The organism is Schlesneria sp. (genome assembly GCF_036405755.1).
GTDB lineage: Bacteria > Planctomycetota > Planctomycetia > Planctomycetales > Planctomycetaceae > Schlesneria > Schlesneria sphaerica.
Genome location: NZ_DASWWZ010000140.1, coordinates 1 through 16847 on the forward strand (window position 1 = coordinate 1; position 16847 = coordinate 16847).

Below are 16847 nucleotides of genomic sequence, written 5' to 3' on the forward strand. Positions count from 1 at the left end.
ACCTGTTCCATCGCTTGAGGAATGGAACACCAAATGCATCCTCCTTTGGTTCCCCGATCGGGCCCGTCCAGACCCGGAATGCGGAATCACTCCCCTCGCCAGCCTTCCCTTTCCGGGGATGCCTCAGGAAAATGGACGCCAAGGAGAATCAATATGCAGGCGCAAGCGACTCGTGGAATATGGGAACTCTTGTTCTGGATCTTCACAGGAAGTGGACTGTTCGGACTCCCCCCCGGTGAACGGGATGCCGCCCTGATCAAAGCGGTTCCTCCTCAGACGGTCGCCTACTTCGAATGGGTTGCACGAGGCCCCGGAAAGCCGGGTGCAGCAGGCGTCGACGGATTTGCCGCCGACCCCGAAATCCAGCAGTTCTTCGAGCTTCTCGACACCGCACTCGCCAATCGGGCAGGGACTGCTGAGTTTGTCGAGGGGGACGAATCCGATCTGCTACCGGAAATACGCTCTCTCTCCCCCCAGCTATTAAAGTTGATAACTGCTCATCCGGGCTGCGGTTTTGTGGGACTGGAGCCACCTCCGAACAACCCGAACCTCCCCCTGTTTGTGAGAATGCTCTCAGGCGTCCATGCGGGGGTCATTCTGAGCAGCGGGGACGACACCGAACAACTCTGGCAATCCCTCAATCAACTCTTGAGTACGCTGCCCGATTTTCAGTTCGATCCTAATTCCGCCACTCAAACCATCCCCATACCCATTCCCGGCTATACGCTGCTAACGCACCGTGAGGGTTCGCATGTTCTGCTTGCCCTGGGAGACGGGACTCTTCCCCGCATTCTCGATGGCTTGGCGGGTCGGCAGCCAGGTCTCGACACGAACCCCCGCTTCCAGAAGTCGCTCGCACGTGTCACCGTCCCCCGCCTGGCAACGGTCGGCTGGGTCGATGGGGCCGGAATCCTCAATGGTGTCATCACCGCCCTCGGCCCCGTCGGCACGTTAATGCGTCCACTTTTGAATATGACCGGAGTCGATGCCCTGGATCACATCGTCCAGACAACGGGCGTCGATCAGGACACGATGGTCCAGCGAACGTTCATCGCAACAGGTGGGCGTACCGATGGAATCATGGTTCTGACAGCAGGCGAGGCCTTGAAGCCTCACCACTTCGCTCATGTCCCGGGCGATGCGGATCTGGTTCTTGCAACAAGCCTCAATCTGACTCGGGTTTTCCAGGAGTCGCGCCAAATTCTGTCGCGAGTTCAGCCGATCTCGGTGCGCGTGTTCGATGAAGCGGTGAAACAACTCGAATCAGAACTGCAACTCAGGATTGTCGAAGACGTCCTTCCCGCCTTTGGCGATACAATCGTCGCGTTTGACTCACCCGCCGCCGGAGGAATGATCGCCACCAGTCTGGTTGTCAGTCTGGAGGTCAAGAATCCCCAAAAGGCTGCCGTGGTCTTCGATCGGCTGATGAATCTCATTGAGCAATCTCTCGTATCGGACCACGCGGAGTATGACTACGGTACGACGGTCACGCTGCGTCAACAGACGTTCCTGGGCCAGACACTCTACTTCGTCAACACCGCCGGCGGGGGATTTCGCGGCCGCGTATCGATCACGCCGACGTTCTGCCTGCTCGATCGACACCTGCTGTTCGCCGTCCATCCTCAGGCCATGAAGGCTCATTTGCGTCACTCGCAATCAAAGCGGCCCGGGTTCGATCAGGAAATGGGTCGCAAGATCAATCTGCAGGCTGGCGAAACTCTCTCGTATGGTTATCTGAATGGCCCCCGCGCCAGCAGCACAATGAGTTCCCTGCTGCCCTACCTGGGTGACGTGTTGCTCAGGCGACTCGAGATAGAGGGGGTCGTACTGGATGCATTCTCGCTTCCCTCCGCAGCAGCGATTGCACCCTATTTCGGTGATTCGACAGCGGTGATTACACGGCAACCGGATGGCCTGATGTTTGAATCGCACAATGCCCCCCCGGTGCAGGTTGGTCTGGCCCTGGTATCCGCGTACCGGTCATGGCACGCTCAAGAATTTGAAGTGCTGGGAGAACTAAGGCGACGTGCCGCGGGTGCCGATGGAGCTGTGCTGGGACCCGCAGAGGGTGAGGTCGTTCCCGCCGCAGCGGAGAAGAAGGTTGACGAAAAAGCCGCCAACAAACCGGCAGGTCGAGGATTGGGACCCATTTTCCTCAGAGCCCTCATCCCCGAAGGTCTTCAGCAGGCGATACCGCAAGATGCCCTGCGAGCTCTCGAAGAGGGCCCCACCCCTGAAATGATTCAGCGCCGCGAAGAAGCCCGACGAATGCGTGAAGAACGCCGGCAACGCCGTCAGCGGCCTGGCCCGTGACGATCGTGTTACTAATCGATTCCTCCTTGCTTCCAGATGTGGTGATGCATCCGCGTCTGGGGCACGCTTTCAGATGTAGGCTCACACCCACGTTCCAACTGCACGCCCGCAGAAGACTTTCCGGAAACGCTACTCCGGCAGAACAACAAAGACTTGTGCCGAGTTTTCCTCTTCAGCTCGGCCCGTTTTGAACAAGTTGGGTCCCAACAGTCCTTGTTTCTGGAGTTCTGCAAACAGTTCCGGCTGAATGAATTCGGAGTAACCGTAACTTCCGGGCGCTCGATACCGCTGAATTTCGGCCCAGTTCACATCGATATGGGTAATCCCACGCCGGTGAAACTCACTTCGAATTTCCTCAATCGGACGAAGCGAGCCGTTGGTGTCCCCCGGGGCCTTGCAGATCTCTTCAAACACAGAACGATCGAACACCGTGTTGTAGACGTAGGGAAAACGAGCATGAAACAATGCCGCCTCGCCCACGCAGAGCACCTTCGTTTTGGCAGGCAGTTGACCTGATTCATACATCTCGTTCAGCCACTGAATGCGTGGTGCGATGGCAATCAGCTCGGCCCCCCTCAGGTCGCGACGGCCAGCATTGAATCCCCCGACGTACAGCATGATCTGCACGTTGTAAAGAATGGATGCGACGACAACGCCGGTCGACACCAGTGGCCAGACAAAGGACCACGCTCCCTTTTTCGCGTGCTCCCCCGCAAGGACTGGCCAGGTCATTCCTATCCCCGCAAGCAAGGCGACGACCGAAAACATGGGGACGTAGAAGCGATCGATATGATGTGTCAGTAGCCACCACGTCGCAAACTGCCAGGCGACATATAACCACAGAGCGATGACGATGTCGCTCCCCTGACGCGGGTTAGCAGCATCTACCGGGGCTCGATCGCGTCTCCTTCTGAGCCACCAGATCGACAAGGGTGCCAGCCCAAACATGAGTGGGCTGTGCCAGTCATTGTTGGCCATCACGTCAGACAACTTGACGGGCAGATCAGACAGCCGTTCGCCCCAACTGGCGTAGGTCTTTGCTGCGTGTCCCTGTCGCCACTTCAGATCGAGTTCCTCATCACGGTCTTTACCCCCGAACACGCGATACGCCAGCGGATAAACGGGATTCCCTGTTGCGACTGCGTTCTTCAATAACCAGGGACCGACGGTGACTGCCACCCCGGCACCGAACAACATCAGCGCCAGCACCGCCTGAGGGAAATGCCTGCCTCCCTGGGATGAAGGGATCCCCGGTCGCGAGAGGAAGATCCACAGCATCAGCAGCGACACAGGAATTACGACCGACGTGAGGCCGGTGTACTTACACGCCATCGCGCTTCCTGCCAGCGCGCCGCACAAGAGAAGAAGTCCGCGGGGCACAGACTTTCTGTCATTTCCGGCGGCCGCCCATTCCTCCCCGACTCGCAACCCCGCAAAGAGAGCCGCGAAGAGGTAGCAAGCGAGCCCCCCTTCAGCGTAGGCGATAATCGAGATCCGGTAGGTCCACGGCGAAGTCAGATACACCAGCGCGGCGATACAGCCTGCCTGCGAACTGAACCACCTCCGCCCCGCGGCGTACAGCCCCAGCGCCGTCAGCGGTGCGAAGCCCGCTAACACAGCCTGGCCTGCGAGTGCCCCCCAGCGCCAGTCACCGCAAACGACCATTCCATCCAGGATGAGCATCTCGGTCAGGAAGGGAAAATTCGTGTAAATATTGTGTGGCAGCCGTGAAATCCCCCCCTGCAGAAACCACTCTTTTGGTCCACCCAGGTGATACTCCACGACGTCAAAATCGGTTTGAGGGGTCATCGCCCCCAGCAGTTGAACGAAGACAAAGGGAATCAGTAACAAGACCACGATGCGACATGTCCAACAGACGCCTGCAGCCCCAGTCTCCCTCTTCCGAGCCGATGCCTCGGAAGCAGCAGCATCGGTAGTCACTGAAAAGCGACGGTGGACCACAACAGCAATTCCGATGCTGATCAGCAGCAGAGCACCAAAGGGTCCCTGAGATAAACCACCCGCCAGCCCCAGTAACAGGGTCACAAGCGACAGCAGGGACAACCCCAATGAGCATGCAAAGTAGAGCTGTTCTGCACCCCGCAGCGGCAGTTTCATCCATCGAAGGGCGAGTGATCCCAACCCCCACGCACCACCCCAGATCAGAATCGCGGCAAGCAGGTAAGGGCCTCGCTGCAACAGGTTCCACCAACTCCACGGTGCGGCCCCCGGTTCTAAAGGGGGATCTACCAGATCCAACAATTCAAACGGAATTCCGCCCCAAACCATGGAGCGCTGAAGAGCGGGATTGTTGGGAAACCCAAACGTCTGAAACCAGGCAAAGAACCCGAGCAGCCACACCAGCGACACGACCAGCCAAACGGGGTACCTCCCCACATTACGATCGCCCAAACCTGCTCGGACCGGATGAGACATTGACGAGGCCACAGGGGTGATGTTCCAGTTCAGCGACGAAAATAAGGACGTCCTGACATCATCGATCCGCTCAAAAACGGAGTCAGCGGCAGCTTGCCATGTCCATTTACGCCCCGCCAGAGACTACCTCAATCAGATACGGCGATCGAGTTCTGCATTAAAAATCAATTTGCCCCCACAGATCCCGCTGACGGACACCGGAATCGATGCTCGCTCTGTCCGGATGCGACATTTCTCATCGCTGAGCAACGTGCAAAATGCGCACGTTTAAACATCGCCTGCACAATAAACAGGCAGTAAGGAAAGGATTCGAAAGCGCCACAGACGCCTTGAAGGACACGGTATTTTCTTTGAAATACCCATCCAGACCAATCGTCTCACACCCCACATTGCAACGCCGCTTCAATTTTCTCATGCGACGCAAAAAAAGAGATCTATCAGGAATCTCCCAATAGCTCTCTCTTGAAGGACAAGCTAGTCCGACGACGCAACTGAGTGAATTACGTCGGCGCTGATGAAGAAACTACTTCCGTGAAGGTCGTTCGACTTCGTATTTCTTCAGCTTACGATCGAGTGTCGATCGCTCAATCTCAAGGATGTGAGCGGCTTGCGACTTGTTCCATTTTGTCCACTCGAGTGTCGCCAGGATGTGCTCCTGTTCGATGACATCGATCGGCACTGCACGATAGCCCGAGTTCGACAGCGACGACGTTGCGGGGGCATCGCTCCGGCCGAGTGCCGACAACTGAATATCAACAGGAGCCAAGGTATCGCCGGAGCAGAGAATAACCGCACGTTCAATGGTGTTCTGAAGTTCACGGACGTTGCCGGGCCAGCCATAGTTCACCAGAGTCGACATTGCGGTAGGCAGAATCGAGGTCACGTTGCGACCACACTTCTTCGAGAACCGCTGCATGAAGTGCTTGGCAAGAATGGCGATATCGGTTCGTCGCTCGCGCAACGGCTCAACGACCAATTCCATCACCTGGAGTCGGAAGTAGAGGTCTTTACGGAAGCGGCCCTGTTCGACCGAGTCTTCCAGGTCACGGTTTGTGGCAGCGACAACTCGCACGTCCACGCGAACTTCGCCCCCGCCGCCAACTCGTTCGTAAGGATGACCTTCGAGCACTCGCAGGAACTTCGCCTGGATGGCAGGACTCATTTCACCGACTTCGTCCAGGAAGATCGTACCGCCGTGTGCCTGCTCGAACTTACCGATCTTTCGGCTGACAGCCCCGGTGAACGATCCCTTTTCGTGGCCGAAGAGTTCGCTTTCCAGCAGGCTTTCGCTCAATGCGGCACAGTTCATGGTGACGAACGGCCCATCGGCTCGCGAGCTGTGCTGGTGAATCGCACGAGCCACAAGTTCTTTACCGACGCCACTTTCTCCTCGGATCAGCACCGTTGCACCGGTCGGAGCGATACGCAGGATGCGGTCTCGCAGCCGTCGAATCGATTCGCTATCCCCGACGAGCTCGGTTTCGATCAGCAGTTGCTCACGTAGTGTCTTGTTTTCCGTTTCGACCCGGGCCAATCCGGCAGCCAGCCGGCGGCGTTCGTTCAGATTTTCGATCAGTACCGCGAGCTGATCCGCGACGGCCAGAGCGAACTCGGCATCATCAGCCTGAAGGCGATTATCGGGATTGGTGGAGTAGAGCTGGATCAGACCCAGCAGGCGATCCGACGTACGGATCGGAGCACAGATAATGCTTTCCGCCTGCATCGCCCGCAAACTGTCGCTGGCGGTGAACTGACCATCAGACTTGATGTCGTGAGCGACAATAGCGGTGCGTGATTCCAACGCCATGTTGGTCACGTAATCCGAAATCCGCTCGAACGGCCGCGAAGCCTCTCGCGACTTGTATGCAACCACGTCGAGGTTGCGGTGATCACGGTATGACGAATCCGCTTCGTTCCAGAGCAACACAGCCCCCAGGTCGGCCGATGTTACTGCGAAGATTTCGTCCAGTACGATCGAGGCGAGGACACGCACATCGGTCTCTTCTGCCATTCGCAGCCCAAGGCGAACCAGTCGCTGTGCTTCGTGGCCACGTACTTCATGCACGTTGGCGACATCGGGCGATCTGTACCGAGTTGTTTCCGTTCGATGAATGATTTCCGGCAACTGTCCGGACGGACGTGGCTCCAGCACCGTGTGTCGCTGGCCATGGTTGACAGTTTCGTTGATTTGGTTCGCAGTTGTATTCACGCCGACTTCGTCTCCTGCACCAGTCCTGGTGTTACAGGTAAAGGCAATAAACGTACTGCCAATCTGAAACTGTCTTCCATCGGTAAGTTGAATATCACCTGAAATCGGTTCGCCATTGACACGTGTACCATTACGACTTCCCAGATCGCGCAGCTTCCAGACACCACTGTCATAGAAAACTTCGCAGTGATTTCGACTGCAAATTTCGTCAGGAATCACAAGACGGTTCGTCTGCGCCCGACCGATCGTGATGATCTGACCCACTTGCAGAGGAACCGAACTCCCCTCGGCTGGACCGCTCCGGATCACCAACTGCGCTGTAGGCTTTACGACTCTACTGGATTTGATGATCGCCGTGTCGTCAACAGCCTGTTTATTTGTCATGTTCTTTCTTCGCTTCTAGGCTTCTACGCGGGGAGTGAACCGAAAACGCTGGGAGAGCAAATGAACCGCAGGGCCTGCTGATTGAACAACCGATCCGGCGTCGCAAATTGGGTATTCGATTTTATACACCATATTACGCTCAGAAAACATGCGATTTCAAGTCGCTTGCCCTCGGGGCGGACAAATCTGCAATAAACACCCTGAATTCATGGAAATGCTACGAGGAATCGTTCAAAACATCCAGCAAAATATCAAGCGTATTTTACCTGGATTTCATGTCCTAATACCATTTGCGGCATCGAATCTTACATTCTGAGCCATTTTCGCACACTCAAACAGAGTGTTGCGGCGCGGTCAAAATCTTTCACCTGCGCGTTGTGATACACTATTTGGCTTGGACACAGAGTTTTATACGTGCGTCCAGTCACGCAAGACGACCTAAACAGACGTCCCTTAACATTCGTCACCCTGAAACAAATGGCATGCCATTGAGAGGGATAAATGCCCGAAATGCCGAAATGACAATTTCCAATTGCGGGCTTTGACGAGTTGTTCTACGATCTTGCTCAGAATACGTTAAGAATGCCGGGGAGATAGGCATTCGACGTGAACCGAAATTCCACATGGAGGTGGAGATGAAATCAAACGGTCTCGCCACGATCTTGATATTAATTCCGGTGCTGACAGTACCGGCTCTTGCCATATTTGGGATCCCTCAGTTTGCCCCCGTCGTGGCCTCACCCCTCGAGGACGACAGCGAGATTGATCGCGAGATGCGGCTCAGCCGCTCATCACGAAGCCAGCGGGAAGGAGCCCCGGATGAGATGGACCGGCTGGACTCGCAACCCCGACTGATAAGTCAATCGAGCACATCGTTACGCCGCGGGAGTTCCAACCGGGATTCAAAGGGATTGGCGTCCCGTGAAACAGGGAACCGCCGAAACACTGAGAGTGCGGCCGCCGGGTGGGGTGACGATCTCGAAGCCGACTCGAACTGGCCGGAAACTCCTCGCCGTAGCGCTTCGGCCGAACCTGACGACTCCGACGCAGCCGAACGTGCCGCGATGGAAAGAAACTTCCAGGCCATGGCAGAAGGTGGCGGATTCCCTTCGCGCTATGAACGAAAGTCACGGCGTGAGGAGAATCCCTCCGGCAAAACCAGGCCAGTCGACAGTGAGGAGCAGGATGACGGGATCAAACAGGTCGCCTACGAACAGGCGGAACCCCAAGAACCGCAGCCTCGCCGCCCGAAGTCACCGAATACGCCTCGCCCCTCTGATCCACGCGGTCAATCGCGACGGGAAACAGCCCCTGCATCACTCACGTGGGCCGCGGCAGTCGAACAATTGAACGAATTCGATATCCGCAATTTTCGACTGGAACCCGGCGATCGGTCAGGCCAGTTTGTCTTCATTTGCACCTATGCCAGCCCTGAGGAGCCGACTGTATCCTACCGATTCGAGGCCGGAGCGGATGAGCCACTTAAGGCGGTTGAAAAAGTTCTTGAACAGATCGTTGCCTGGCGACAGAAGCAATGACCAACTGGGGTCCCCCCTGTTATCGATCTGGTCCCTCTCACACCGCATGGCCCGATACAAACACAAACGGCCATCGCTGGGCATTCTTTTGCCGGGGCCCGCACGATTCTCCGACCCTGTTTGTGGTGTCGGGAACGAACCCTGCCTGTATTCGCAGCCCGAAAATGGCACGCGTCGAGGCTGTGCTGCTGGTCTCGGACGCCGCCGTCTCCGCGAAACGCCTCGCGCAACTGGCGACTCTGGCCGATGTCGCGGAGGCTCGAGACCTGATCGAGCGACTGAATCAGGCGTACGATCTTGATGGCTCAGCATTCCGTGTTGAACGAGTCGCCAGTGGATTCCGACTGTTGACCATCCCCGCCTACGCATTCTGGCTGGGCAAGTTGCATCAGCGAAATGCAGAACTAAAGCTGACCCCTCCCGCGCTCGAAACATTGGCGATCGTCGCTTACCGTCAGCCAATCACACGCGTCGACATCGAAAAAATCCGTCGCGTCCAGTGCTCGGATATGCTCAAACAACTGATGGAACGTGGTCTGGTGCGCATCGGGGGCGAAGAAGATTCGCTGGGCCGACCATTTCTTTACGAAACGACGCGGCAGTTTCTGGAACTTTTCGGACTCGCCAGCCTCGACTCTCTACCGATGGCAGACACGCTACGACAAAACAAATACACACTCACTGCAACGAGTGAAGGGGACGCCCCCGAGGCGGACGGGGACGCCGACCCCGATTCACAGCAGCCCGCCGCCTTATCGAATTGGCGACACCGAGTCTGGCACTAAAGCACCCTATTCGCCTCATTTGCTGTGTGCAGGTGTGTTGTTCCGCGGCTCGCTCAGTCCATGAGTCATTCAGCCCAAGACGATTGCTGCGCTCCCCTCGCGGCAACTCATGGTGATACGGTCTGAGGTACTGGCCGGGACCCTGCGACTCTTCAATCGAACAGGAGGTCTGTCGCTGCGGTAGTCCCCCACAGCGAATTCCAGGGTGAGGATTCCACAAGGTTTGTCATTCGCAAGCTCGGGTCCTAGACTTTGCCCGGCGAAAGAGGGTTTCGTCGCCTCGCTGATTCAGGAACAGATTTCGGTGGTTCTGCTTGAGTACAGATTCACTCTCTGCCGTGTCAGCAACGCCTTGAGATCAAAACGGAGTGTTCATCGCATGAAATATCTTGTCACCGGCGCGGCGGGTTTCATCGGCATGCACGTCAGCCTGGAGTTGCTGGGGCGAGGTGACGAGGTTGTCGGGTTCGACAATCTGAACCCCTATTACTCTGTGGAACTGAAACGATCGCGCCTGGAGCAGTTCAGCGGGAAGCCCGGTTTTCGCTTCGTCGAAGGGGAACTGGCAGATCGTCCGGGAGTGGAGAACATCTTCGCCGCAGAAAAATTTGATGCTGTCATCAACCTGGCAGCACAGGCTGGGGTTCGATACTCACTGACGAACCCTCATGCCTACGTCGACAGCAATCTCGTCGGATTCGTGAACATCCTGGAAGGCTGCCGTCATCACGGAGTCAAACATCTGACCTACGCTTCGTCCAGTTCCGTCTACGGCGCCAACACCGAGATGCCGTTCTCAATTCACCACAACGTCGATCATCCTCTCAGTCTGTACGCAGCGACCAAGAAGGCCAATGAGCTGATGGCGCACACTTACAGTCATCTTTACCAGTTGCCCACAACGGGGCTGCGATTCTTCACCGTCTATGGACCGTGGGGTCGGCCAGACATGGCATTGTGGCTATTCACCAAGGCGATTCTCGCGCGCGAACCGATCGACGTTTTCAACAACGGCAAGATGCGGCGAGATTTCACGTACATCGACGACATCGTACAGGGAATCATCCGCGTGACTGATCGGATTCCCACAGGAAATCCCGAGTGGTCGGGGGCTCATCCTGACCCCGCAACCAGCCGTGCTCCCTACCGGATTTATAACATCGGCAACAACCAGCCAGTGGAACTGATGCACCTGATCGAGACGCTTGAGCAGTCGCTGGGGATGACCGCCCGGAAGAACTTTCTTCCGATGCAGGCCGGTGATGTCCCAGCGACGTATGCCGACGTTGATGACCTGACGCGGGATGTCGGCTTTCGCCCCCGCACGCCGATTGAGACTGGCGTTGATCGGTTCGTGAAGTGGTATCGCGCTTACCACCGCGTATGAAGAAATCACGATCGATCTCATCGTCACCATCGAGATTTCGCTATCGAGCGGTGTCGACACGCCTGAGCAGGGCATGCCGGCCGCTTGTCGTACGATGCCGCTGACACGACGGCACCAGAAGCGAACAGGATCGCCCCGAAGTCGCAGGACGCTGAGCCCACGGAAACGCGTCCGCCTTCAGGTCCCCACGCCTCCTCTGCATTGGCGTGCCACGCGGACGGTCAGCGCATTCCCACCGCGGCCTGAGCCGCGCCCCAGTTCAATTGGGTGATGCGTAGCATGACGCGAACAGGCGTCAAAGTGGCCGCGCCAGACCACTCCCGTTCTGCGCTCGGCGAAGACATTCTCCCGCGATGGGGCACTGCGCTGGTGTCTGGGTCAGCCAGCGCCGCGGGAGTTCGGGTGGTGGCCCGGAAGTCCCCTTCAGGGGTTTCACGACACCGATTCCTCCTCTGCGGACGGTCGAAATTCATTGCCAATTCCACGAATTCTTAAGCGGTTTTGCAGATCCTACAACTTCAGGAAATCTCGTAAAAACAAGGGCCGAAACAGATTGACACACTTCCGGGTTAGCATTACATCTCGCCCGCCTTTCCCCTACTCCAAACGAAACACAACTCAAATCACTCGCCAGTCATCGGCTGTGACAGCGATCTCGCGTCGGCACCCTGTGTGTCGTCCGGACTGATCACACGCGATGACTGGCACCCGGGCAAAGAACGTTCGTTCGCTGCCACATGTCAGTTCGTCTGTCGGTATATCCCTCAACAATTCGTCTGCATCGAACCGCTTCGGGCAACTCACTTCTTAGCCCGACCGCACTCGGTGCGATCATATCCTTTCGCCCGGTTTCCTCCCAGACCACGGTGTATCTATGACCTTCTCCTATCCCGATGTGATCCCCTTTCCACAACGAGCGGTAGCTGCCCCTCCGGCTGCTCCCGTCCATGTCAGCGAGCCCGCTCCCTCGGTCCTCGTGGTGTCATCTGACACCGAGATGGCTCGACGACTGTGTGACGATGGTCAAACACTCGGGATGGTCTGCCGAACAGTTTCATCGGTCGAAGCAGCCCTGCAGTCACTTCACACGCAATCAGCCGACATCTGTCTGGTTGGTGTGCTTGGAGCAGGGGAAACCGTCGCCGGGTTTACGAGCCAGATCCAGCAGAAGGGGTGGTCAACACAGGTCATCTGTGTTGTCGCCGAAGCCACTGCGGACAGCCCTCAGCTCTTCTCCAGTGCATCGGGTATCGAACACCTGGCCGAGCCTTACTCGCCAGCGATCTTCGCTCGAGTGCTGAACAACGCCAGCCAGCGAGCACGGCTGCACGCCGAAAACCGTCGTCTGAAACGACAACTCAGCAACCGCAACCTGCGGGACATGGTCGGACACAGCCCTGCCATGCAGAGCCTGCGTCAGCAGGTTCAGCAAACCGCCGAACAGATTGGCTGCGTACTGCTGAAGGGAGAACAAGGGACAGGAATCGATCTGGTCGCACAGGCCATCCACGATTCCAGCCGACGCGCTCATCGCCCCTTTGTGAAAGTCGATTGCAGCGTGCTGTCGGCCGAAACACTCGAAGAGGAACTGTTCGGACAGCTCGAACACGAACCTGGGGGGATGACCCGCCACCGTCCCGGTCGACTCGAACAGGCAGACGGCGGCACACTGCTGCTCGACCAGGTTCAGCACATCGCTCTGCCCGTCCAGAAACAACTCGTCAACCTGCTGCGTGAACAGCGGTTTGAACACCCCGTGACCCGCGAACGCATCCGATTTGACGTTCGGTTCGTGTTTGGATCACACGTCGAACTGGAAACACTCGTCGATCGTGGTCTCTTCCGCCGTGATCTCTACGAAGAAGTCTGTCGCATTTCGATCGTTCTGCCGACACTGCGATCCCGCAAGGAAGACATCGGTGCCTTAACCGAACACTTCCTCCGTCGCGTTGCCGGTCGCGAAGGCAAACCGACCCGTTCGATCATGATCGAAGCCCTGCATGTCCTGCAAAGCTACGACTGGCCCGGCAACGTTCGCGAACTCGAAAACATCATTGAACGTGCGTGTGCACTGGACTGGGGCTCAAAGCTCACCGCTGCGATGCTCGAACCCTGGATGTCAAAAGAGTGTACGAACGATGGTCCCGATGCACTGCCCGGTATGACACTGGCCGAGATGGAGCGAAAGCTGATCGAAGCCGCCTTCAATCGCTTTGCGGGCAATCGTGAAAAGACGGCGAAGGCACTGCAGATCGGAATCCGAACTCTTTCGGGAAAACTCCGCGAGTACGGTTATCCACCACGGGGGGGGCCAGGATCGAACCTCAAGGCCTGGTCACCTGCCACTCAGCCGATGGATGCACCCGCCGAAATTTCGCACATGATGGACCGACGCGCTGCCTGATTTCCCCCGCGACGGCCAGCCATGCCAGCCAGGGCGGTCATCACAACCGCACCTGCTACGTCCTCTGCGTCCGCGACGCTGACGTGGCACGCTTGAGCGGTGGGAAGTCCACACATTAAGAAACACCCGATGGCTCACTGCCGTCGCCACGTAAAAACTACGATCCCCTCGTGCCAGTTTTTGGGAGAGAACTGGTGCGAGGGGACGTATTTATTTCCGGGGTCAGCAAAGAGGCTGCTGCGATGGACATCCTCAACGGAATCACTGACCGCGATGTGATTCGGTATGAATGCGCAGGGCGCAGGTTACCTTCTGCGCAGCACGGGGGTGCTTTCGCCGTTGAATGTGGGAAAGTGGCTACGTTTCGACAAGGGTGACCTGGACCGCGGACGCGCTTTGCGAACTCCGGGACGAATCGGCGCATGCCCCAGGAATTTGCTCACTATTTCGTCGAGAAGTTTCTCGAAATCTTGGCTGACCGTCGCGGTTGTCATACTTCTACCTCGGTTTCATGCTGTGAACGCCACACGGAACACCGGACAATCAAACCTAGTTCACTAAATGCAATATGTTGCGTAGACAGCGTTGTTTTTCGTAAACAGACGGGTCCATCGCGCCGGCAATTCCAGGTTTAGCGAATACAGGAATCGCACGACTTCTACGCACTCGCGGGCAACGGATCCCGGAAACCCTTCGTCAGTCCTGCACGTTTGCCCGGCCTCCGCGACTGTTAAGCATTCCATTAAATAAGGAAGGGTCCAGAGTTCACGGATTTCACGACCGTACGGATTTCGCGGACTGACCGTTCCTGACTAGAATGGGGTAAGAGCACCAGAAGGCGAGTTTCGCGTTCGGCCTCAGTAACAACGCGGAAACCGGCTTCCGAAAATGCCTTGTCAGCCGCGAGAAAAGATATGGCCAAACCTGCAGAATCCAAACCAGACTACTCCCTGTCCCGCGTCGTTTGTCGAAATCGCCGCGCGAAGCATGAGTACGAACTCACGGACTCGCTCGAATGTGGCATCATGCTGCATGGCAGCGAAGTCAAAAGCGTCCGCAATAACAAAATCTCGATTGAAGAAGCGCACGTCAGGGTCAACGGTGGCGAAGTCTGGCTCGTCGGGTGTGACATTGCTGAATACCCTCAGGCCACCTACCTGAACCATGATCCGAAGCGTCAGCGTAAGTTGCTGCTCCATCGACGCGAGATTCGTAAATTTGCGGAAGTGGCCAGCCAGAAAGGTCTGACGCTTGTGCCGCTCGATGTCCACCTGGTCCGCGGTAACGTGAAAGTCACCATCGCCGTGGGTAAGGGTCTGAAGCGACACGACAAGCGAGAGAAACTCAAAGAACATGATGCCGATCGTGAGATCCGGCAGGCACTGCGGCGGAACGCCAATTGACACCGCTGCGCGATGCAGTCTGAAATCAGTCGATTTGAAGTGAGATGGATGCGGATGACAAAGAAGACACCTTTGCAAACGGCGCTGGAACAGGGTCTCGCCGACGATGCGAACTTGTTCGAGTCCCTGAATGAGCTCGGGCAGTATCGGATTGAATCGATCCCCGATGCCGAGGCGCTTGTCGACGCACTCGAGATTTACATCGAACGACCCATCGAACCACCGGGCGTTTTCACCGCCTTTCATCAGCTCGTCTCGCTTTTCCAGTCAGTCAGCACGGTCAGCGTGTTCCAGTACCTGGTCCGGCGTGGAATTCCACCCTTGATCCGAGCCTATGATCAGCGGCTGCCGTTCGCGGAAGAACAGCAGAACGAATTGTTGTTCGCGGTCAAAATCTTCGCCTGCTACGGACTGGAAGAGGGACTCGACCGACTGGTGCAGGCCGCCTATCACCCGGTTCTGCGTGAGGGTTACCTGTGGTCGGTGATCTTCGAACAGCTAGGCGATCAGGACCCGCTCCTTCCCGACCTGGTTGACCGCATGAGTGATCCGTTGCCGGATGGCTTCGCATGCGTCGCATTCCTGGACTGGGTGAACCGGCTGGTCCGGGAAGACGTGATCGAGCAGCATCCGTTCGACTCGCATGAAGGGGTCCAGAAGCTGCGGCACTGGTTACGCAGCAGCAAAAAAGACGACTTCAGTTTTGCGCACAGCTCTGCGGCCTCGCTTCCGTTTATCAGTGAACCCCACCGAGAACAGTTGCTCGCGCTGGCGATGGATCACCCTGATCCGAAAGTTCAGATGGAAGCCGCCTGGGCGTCCGCCCGACTGGGAAGTGAAGCGGGGCTCAAGTTTCTTGTTCGCCTGACACTGGATCGCAGCTTTTCGACGACGGCTTGCGCCTATCTTGAAGAGCTCAATCGAGACGACCTCATTCCTGACGAAGCGAATGAAGCCAATTTTCGTGCGATGGCGGATATGTGTGACTGGCTGGCACATCCGCAAGAGTTTGGCCGCGCGCCGGACGAGATCGAACAGTACGACACCCGCGAAATCTTCTGGCCTCCGACTAACGACGTGAGGCAGCTCTGGTTGTTCAAGTACCGGTACGTCGCGGAAGAGCCCGGGGAAATGGATGATTGCGGCCTCGGCTTCTTCGGCGGCACCACGTTCTCATTGTTCGATGAAACGTACCCCGACATGCCCCCGGAAGACGCGTATGCGCTCCATTGCTGTTGGGAGCTGGAAATGAACGAAGATATTCGAGCTCCCGAGGTTCGCTCGGTAGAAGCCGGAAAAGCCATTCTGGAAGCGGGAGCCCGTGGAGAATACGCCACGGCGGACGACGATGATGAGGAGGATGATTTCGACGAAGACTTCTGACGAACTCACTGTGCAAGACCGTCTTCGATCGACATCCGCATGTTGAACGGCCTGCCGCGTCACCTTGCTGGCATTCCGAGCAGAGACGTCCACCAACGAGCATCCCGTGCGGATACTCCGCAATCCCCGCGAGGAGCATTAATTGCTATTCTTCTGCCATTCCCTGAACTCGCGCAGCAAAGTCGAAGCGAGGTCTCGGACCTTGTCAGCATGCGGACTCCGACTTCCCTCATAGACCGTAGCATCCTCTCCGGCAAGAACCTCCAGGATGTTCCTGAACCCTGTGCGACCAAACCTCTGACCATCAACATTGCCTTTGATGATTTCGTTCCGTTCAGGTAAGCGTCGCAGCGTTTCCAGTACTTTGATTTTCTCCTCATCAGTCAGCTCGGATAGAACGCTGACCCCTATGAAGTAGACCTGCAGCGGTCGTTGGAATTCGTCGAGTAATTGAGGTCTCGCCCAGACGTCGTGGCGGTTCGCCAGCGGGTCGAGCAACGCCGCCATCACTTTGAACCGGGTGAGATAGTCGGAATGCTGCAGAGGAACCCAATGGGGCGGAAACTCACTTCGTGGATGACTCGCCATGATGTTCACAGCATCCT

10 protein-coding genes are annotated in these 16847 nt (G+C 57.0%); 7 read left to right on the forward strand and 3 right to left on the reverse strand.

All coding sequences use genetic code 11. The features are described from left to right. Positions 1 to 153 precede the first annotated feature (153 nt). A complete protein-coding gene (locus VGE80_RS04760) occupies positions 154 to 2313 on the forward strand; it encodes a hypothetical protein (protein ID WP_440591858.1) in 2160 nt (719 codons plus the stop codon). A 129-nt stretch (positions 2314 to 2442) separates the two neighbouring features. Here VGE80_RS04760 and VGE80_RS04765 read toward each other — a convergent pair whose 3' ends face one another. Together VGE80_RS04765 and VGE80_RS04770 are read right to left on the reverse strand one after the other, a co-directional pair. Then, positions 2443 to 4749: a hypothetical protein gene (locus VGE80_RS04765; RefSeq protein ID WP_440591859.1), complete on the reverse strand. Its 2307-nt coding sequence runs from the start codon at positions 4747 to 4749 to the stop codon at positions 2443 to 2445. Between the two features lie 523 nt (positions 4750 to 5272). Beyond that, positions 5273 to 7342 carry a sigma 54-interacting transcriptional regulator gene (locus tag VGE80_RS04770; RefSeq protein ID WP_440591860.1) on the reverse strand — a complete coding sequence of 690 codons (2070 nt, stop codon included), beginning with the start codon at positions 7340 to 7342 and terminating at the stop codon, positions 5273 to 5275. A gap of 635 nt (positions 7343 to 7977) precedes the next feature. Here VGE80_RS04770 and VGE80_RS04775 point away from each other — a divergent pair. The 6 genes from VGE80_RS04775 (at position 7978) to VGE80_RS04800 (ending at position 16242) form a co-directional block, all read left to right on the forward strand. Next, positions 7978 to 8880 carry a hypothetical protein gene (locus tag VGE80_RS04775; RefSeq protein ID WP_440591861.1) on the forward strand — a complete coding sequence of 301 codons (903 nt, stop codon included), beginning with the start codon at positions 7978 to 7980 and terminating at the stop codon, positions 8878 to 8880. A 164-nt stretch (positions 8881 to 9044) separates the two neighbouring features. Further along, positions 9045 to 9665: an SMC-Scp complex subunit ScpB gene (scpB, locus tag VGE80_RS04780; protein ID WP_440591862.1), complete on the forward strand. Its 621-nt coding sequence runs from the start codon at positions 9045 to 9047 to the stop codon at positions 9663 to 9665. 379 nt (positions 9666 to 10044) lie between these two features. After that, entirely contained in the window at positions 10045 to 11052 is a 1008-nt protein-coding gene (locus tag VGE80_RS04785) for an NAD-dependent epimerase (protein ID WP_440591863.1), read from the forward strand. An 874-nt stretch (positions 11053 to 11926) separates the two neighbouring features. After that, positions 11927 to 13456, forward strand: a complete 1530-nt coding sequence (locus VGE80_RS04790) for a sigma-54-dependent transcriptional regulator (protein WP_397571772.1) — start codon at positions 11927 to 11929, stop codon at positions 13454 to 13456. Positions 13457 to 14370: 914 nt separating this feature from the next. Further along, complete coding sequence (smpB, locus tag VGE80_RS04795; protein WP_373649896.1) at positions 14371 to 14859, forward strand: SsrA-binding protein SmpB; 489 nt, start codon at positions 14371 to 14373, stop codon at positions 14857 to 14859. A gap of 54 nt (positions 14860 to 14913) precedes the next feature. Continuing rightward, a complete protein-coding gene (locus tag VGE80_RS04800; protein ID WP_440591864.1) occupies positions 14914 to 16242 on the forward strand; it encodes a HEAT repeat domain-containing protein in 1329 nt (442 codons plus the stop codon). A 138-nt stretch (positions 16243 to 16380) separates the two neighbouring features. Here VGE80_RS04800 and VGE80_RS04805 read toward each other — a convergent pair. Then, positions 16381 to 16847: hypothetical protein (locus tag VGE80_RS04805; protein WP_440591865.1), on the reverse strand; the 467-nt coding region annotated here is incomplete at its 5' end.

What these genes read in the sequence shown, in the direction of transcription:
- VGE80_RS04800 (WP_440591864.1), top strand. Translation starts at nt 14,914, where the DNA reads ATGACAAAGAAGACACCTTTGCAAACGGCGCTGGAACAGGGTCTCGCC.
- VGE80_RS04770 (WP_440591860.1), bottom strand. Translation starts at nt 7,342, where the DNA reads ATGACAAATAAACAGGCTGTTGACGACACGGCGATCATCAAATCCAGT.
- VGE80_RS04775 (WP_440591861.1), top strand. Translation starts at nt 7,978, where the DNA reads ATGAAATCAAACGGTCTCGCCACGATCTTGATATTAATTCCGGTGCTG.
- VGE80_RS04760 (WP_440591858.1), top strand. Translation starts at nt 154, where the DNA reads ATGCAGGCGCAAGCGACTCGTGGAATATGGGAACTCTTGTTCTGGATC.
- smpB (WP_373649896.1), top strand. Translation starts at nt 14,371, where the DNA reads ATGGCCAAACCTGCAGAATCCAAACCAGACTACTCCCTGTCCCGCGTC.
- scpB (WP_440591862.1), top strand. Translation starts at nt 9,045, where the DNA reads ATGGCACGCGTCGAGGCTGTGCTGCTGGTCTCGGACGCCGCCGTCTCC.
- VGE80_RS04790 (WP_397571772.1), top strand. Translation starts at nt 11,927, where the DNA reads ATGACCTTCTCCTATCCCGATGTGATCCCCTTTCCACAACGAGCGGTA.
- VGE80_RS04765 (WP_440591859.1), bottom strand. Translation starts at nt 4,749, where the DNA reads ATGTCTCATCCGGTCCGAGCAGGTTTGGGCGATCGTAATGTGGGGAGG.
- VGE80_RS04785 (WP_440591863.1), top strand. Translation starts at nt 10,045, where the DNA reads ATGAAATATCTTGTCACCGGCGCGGCGGGTTTCATCGGCATGCACGTC.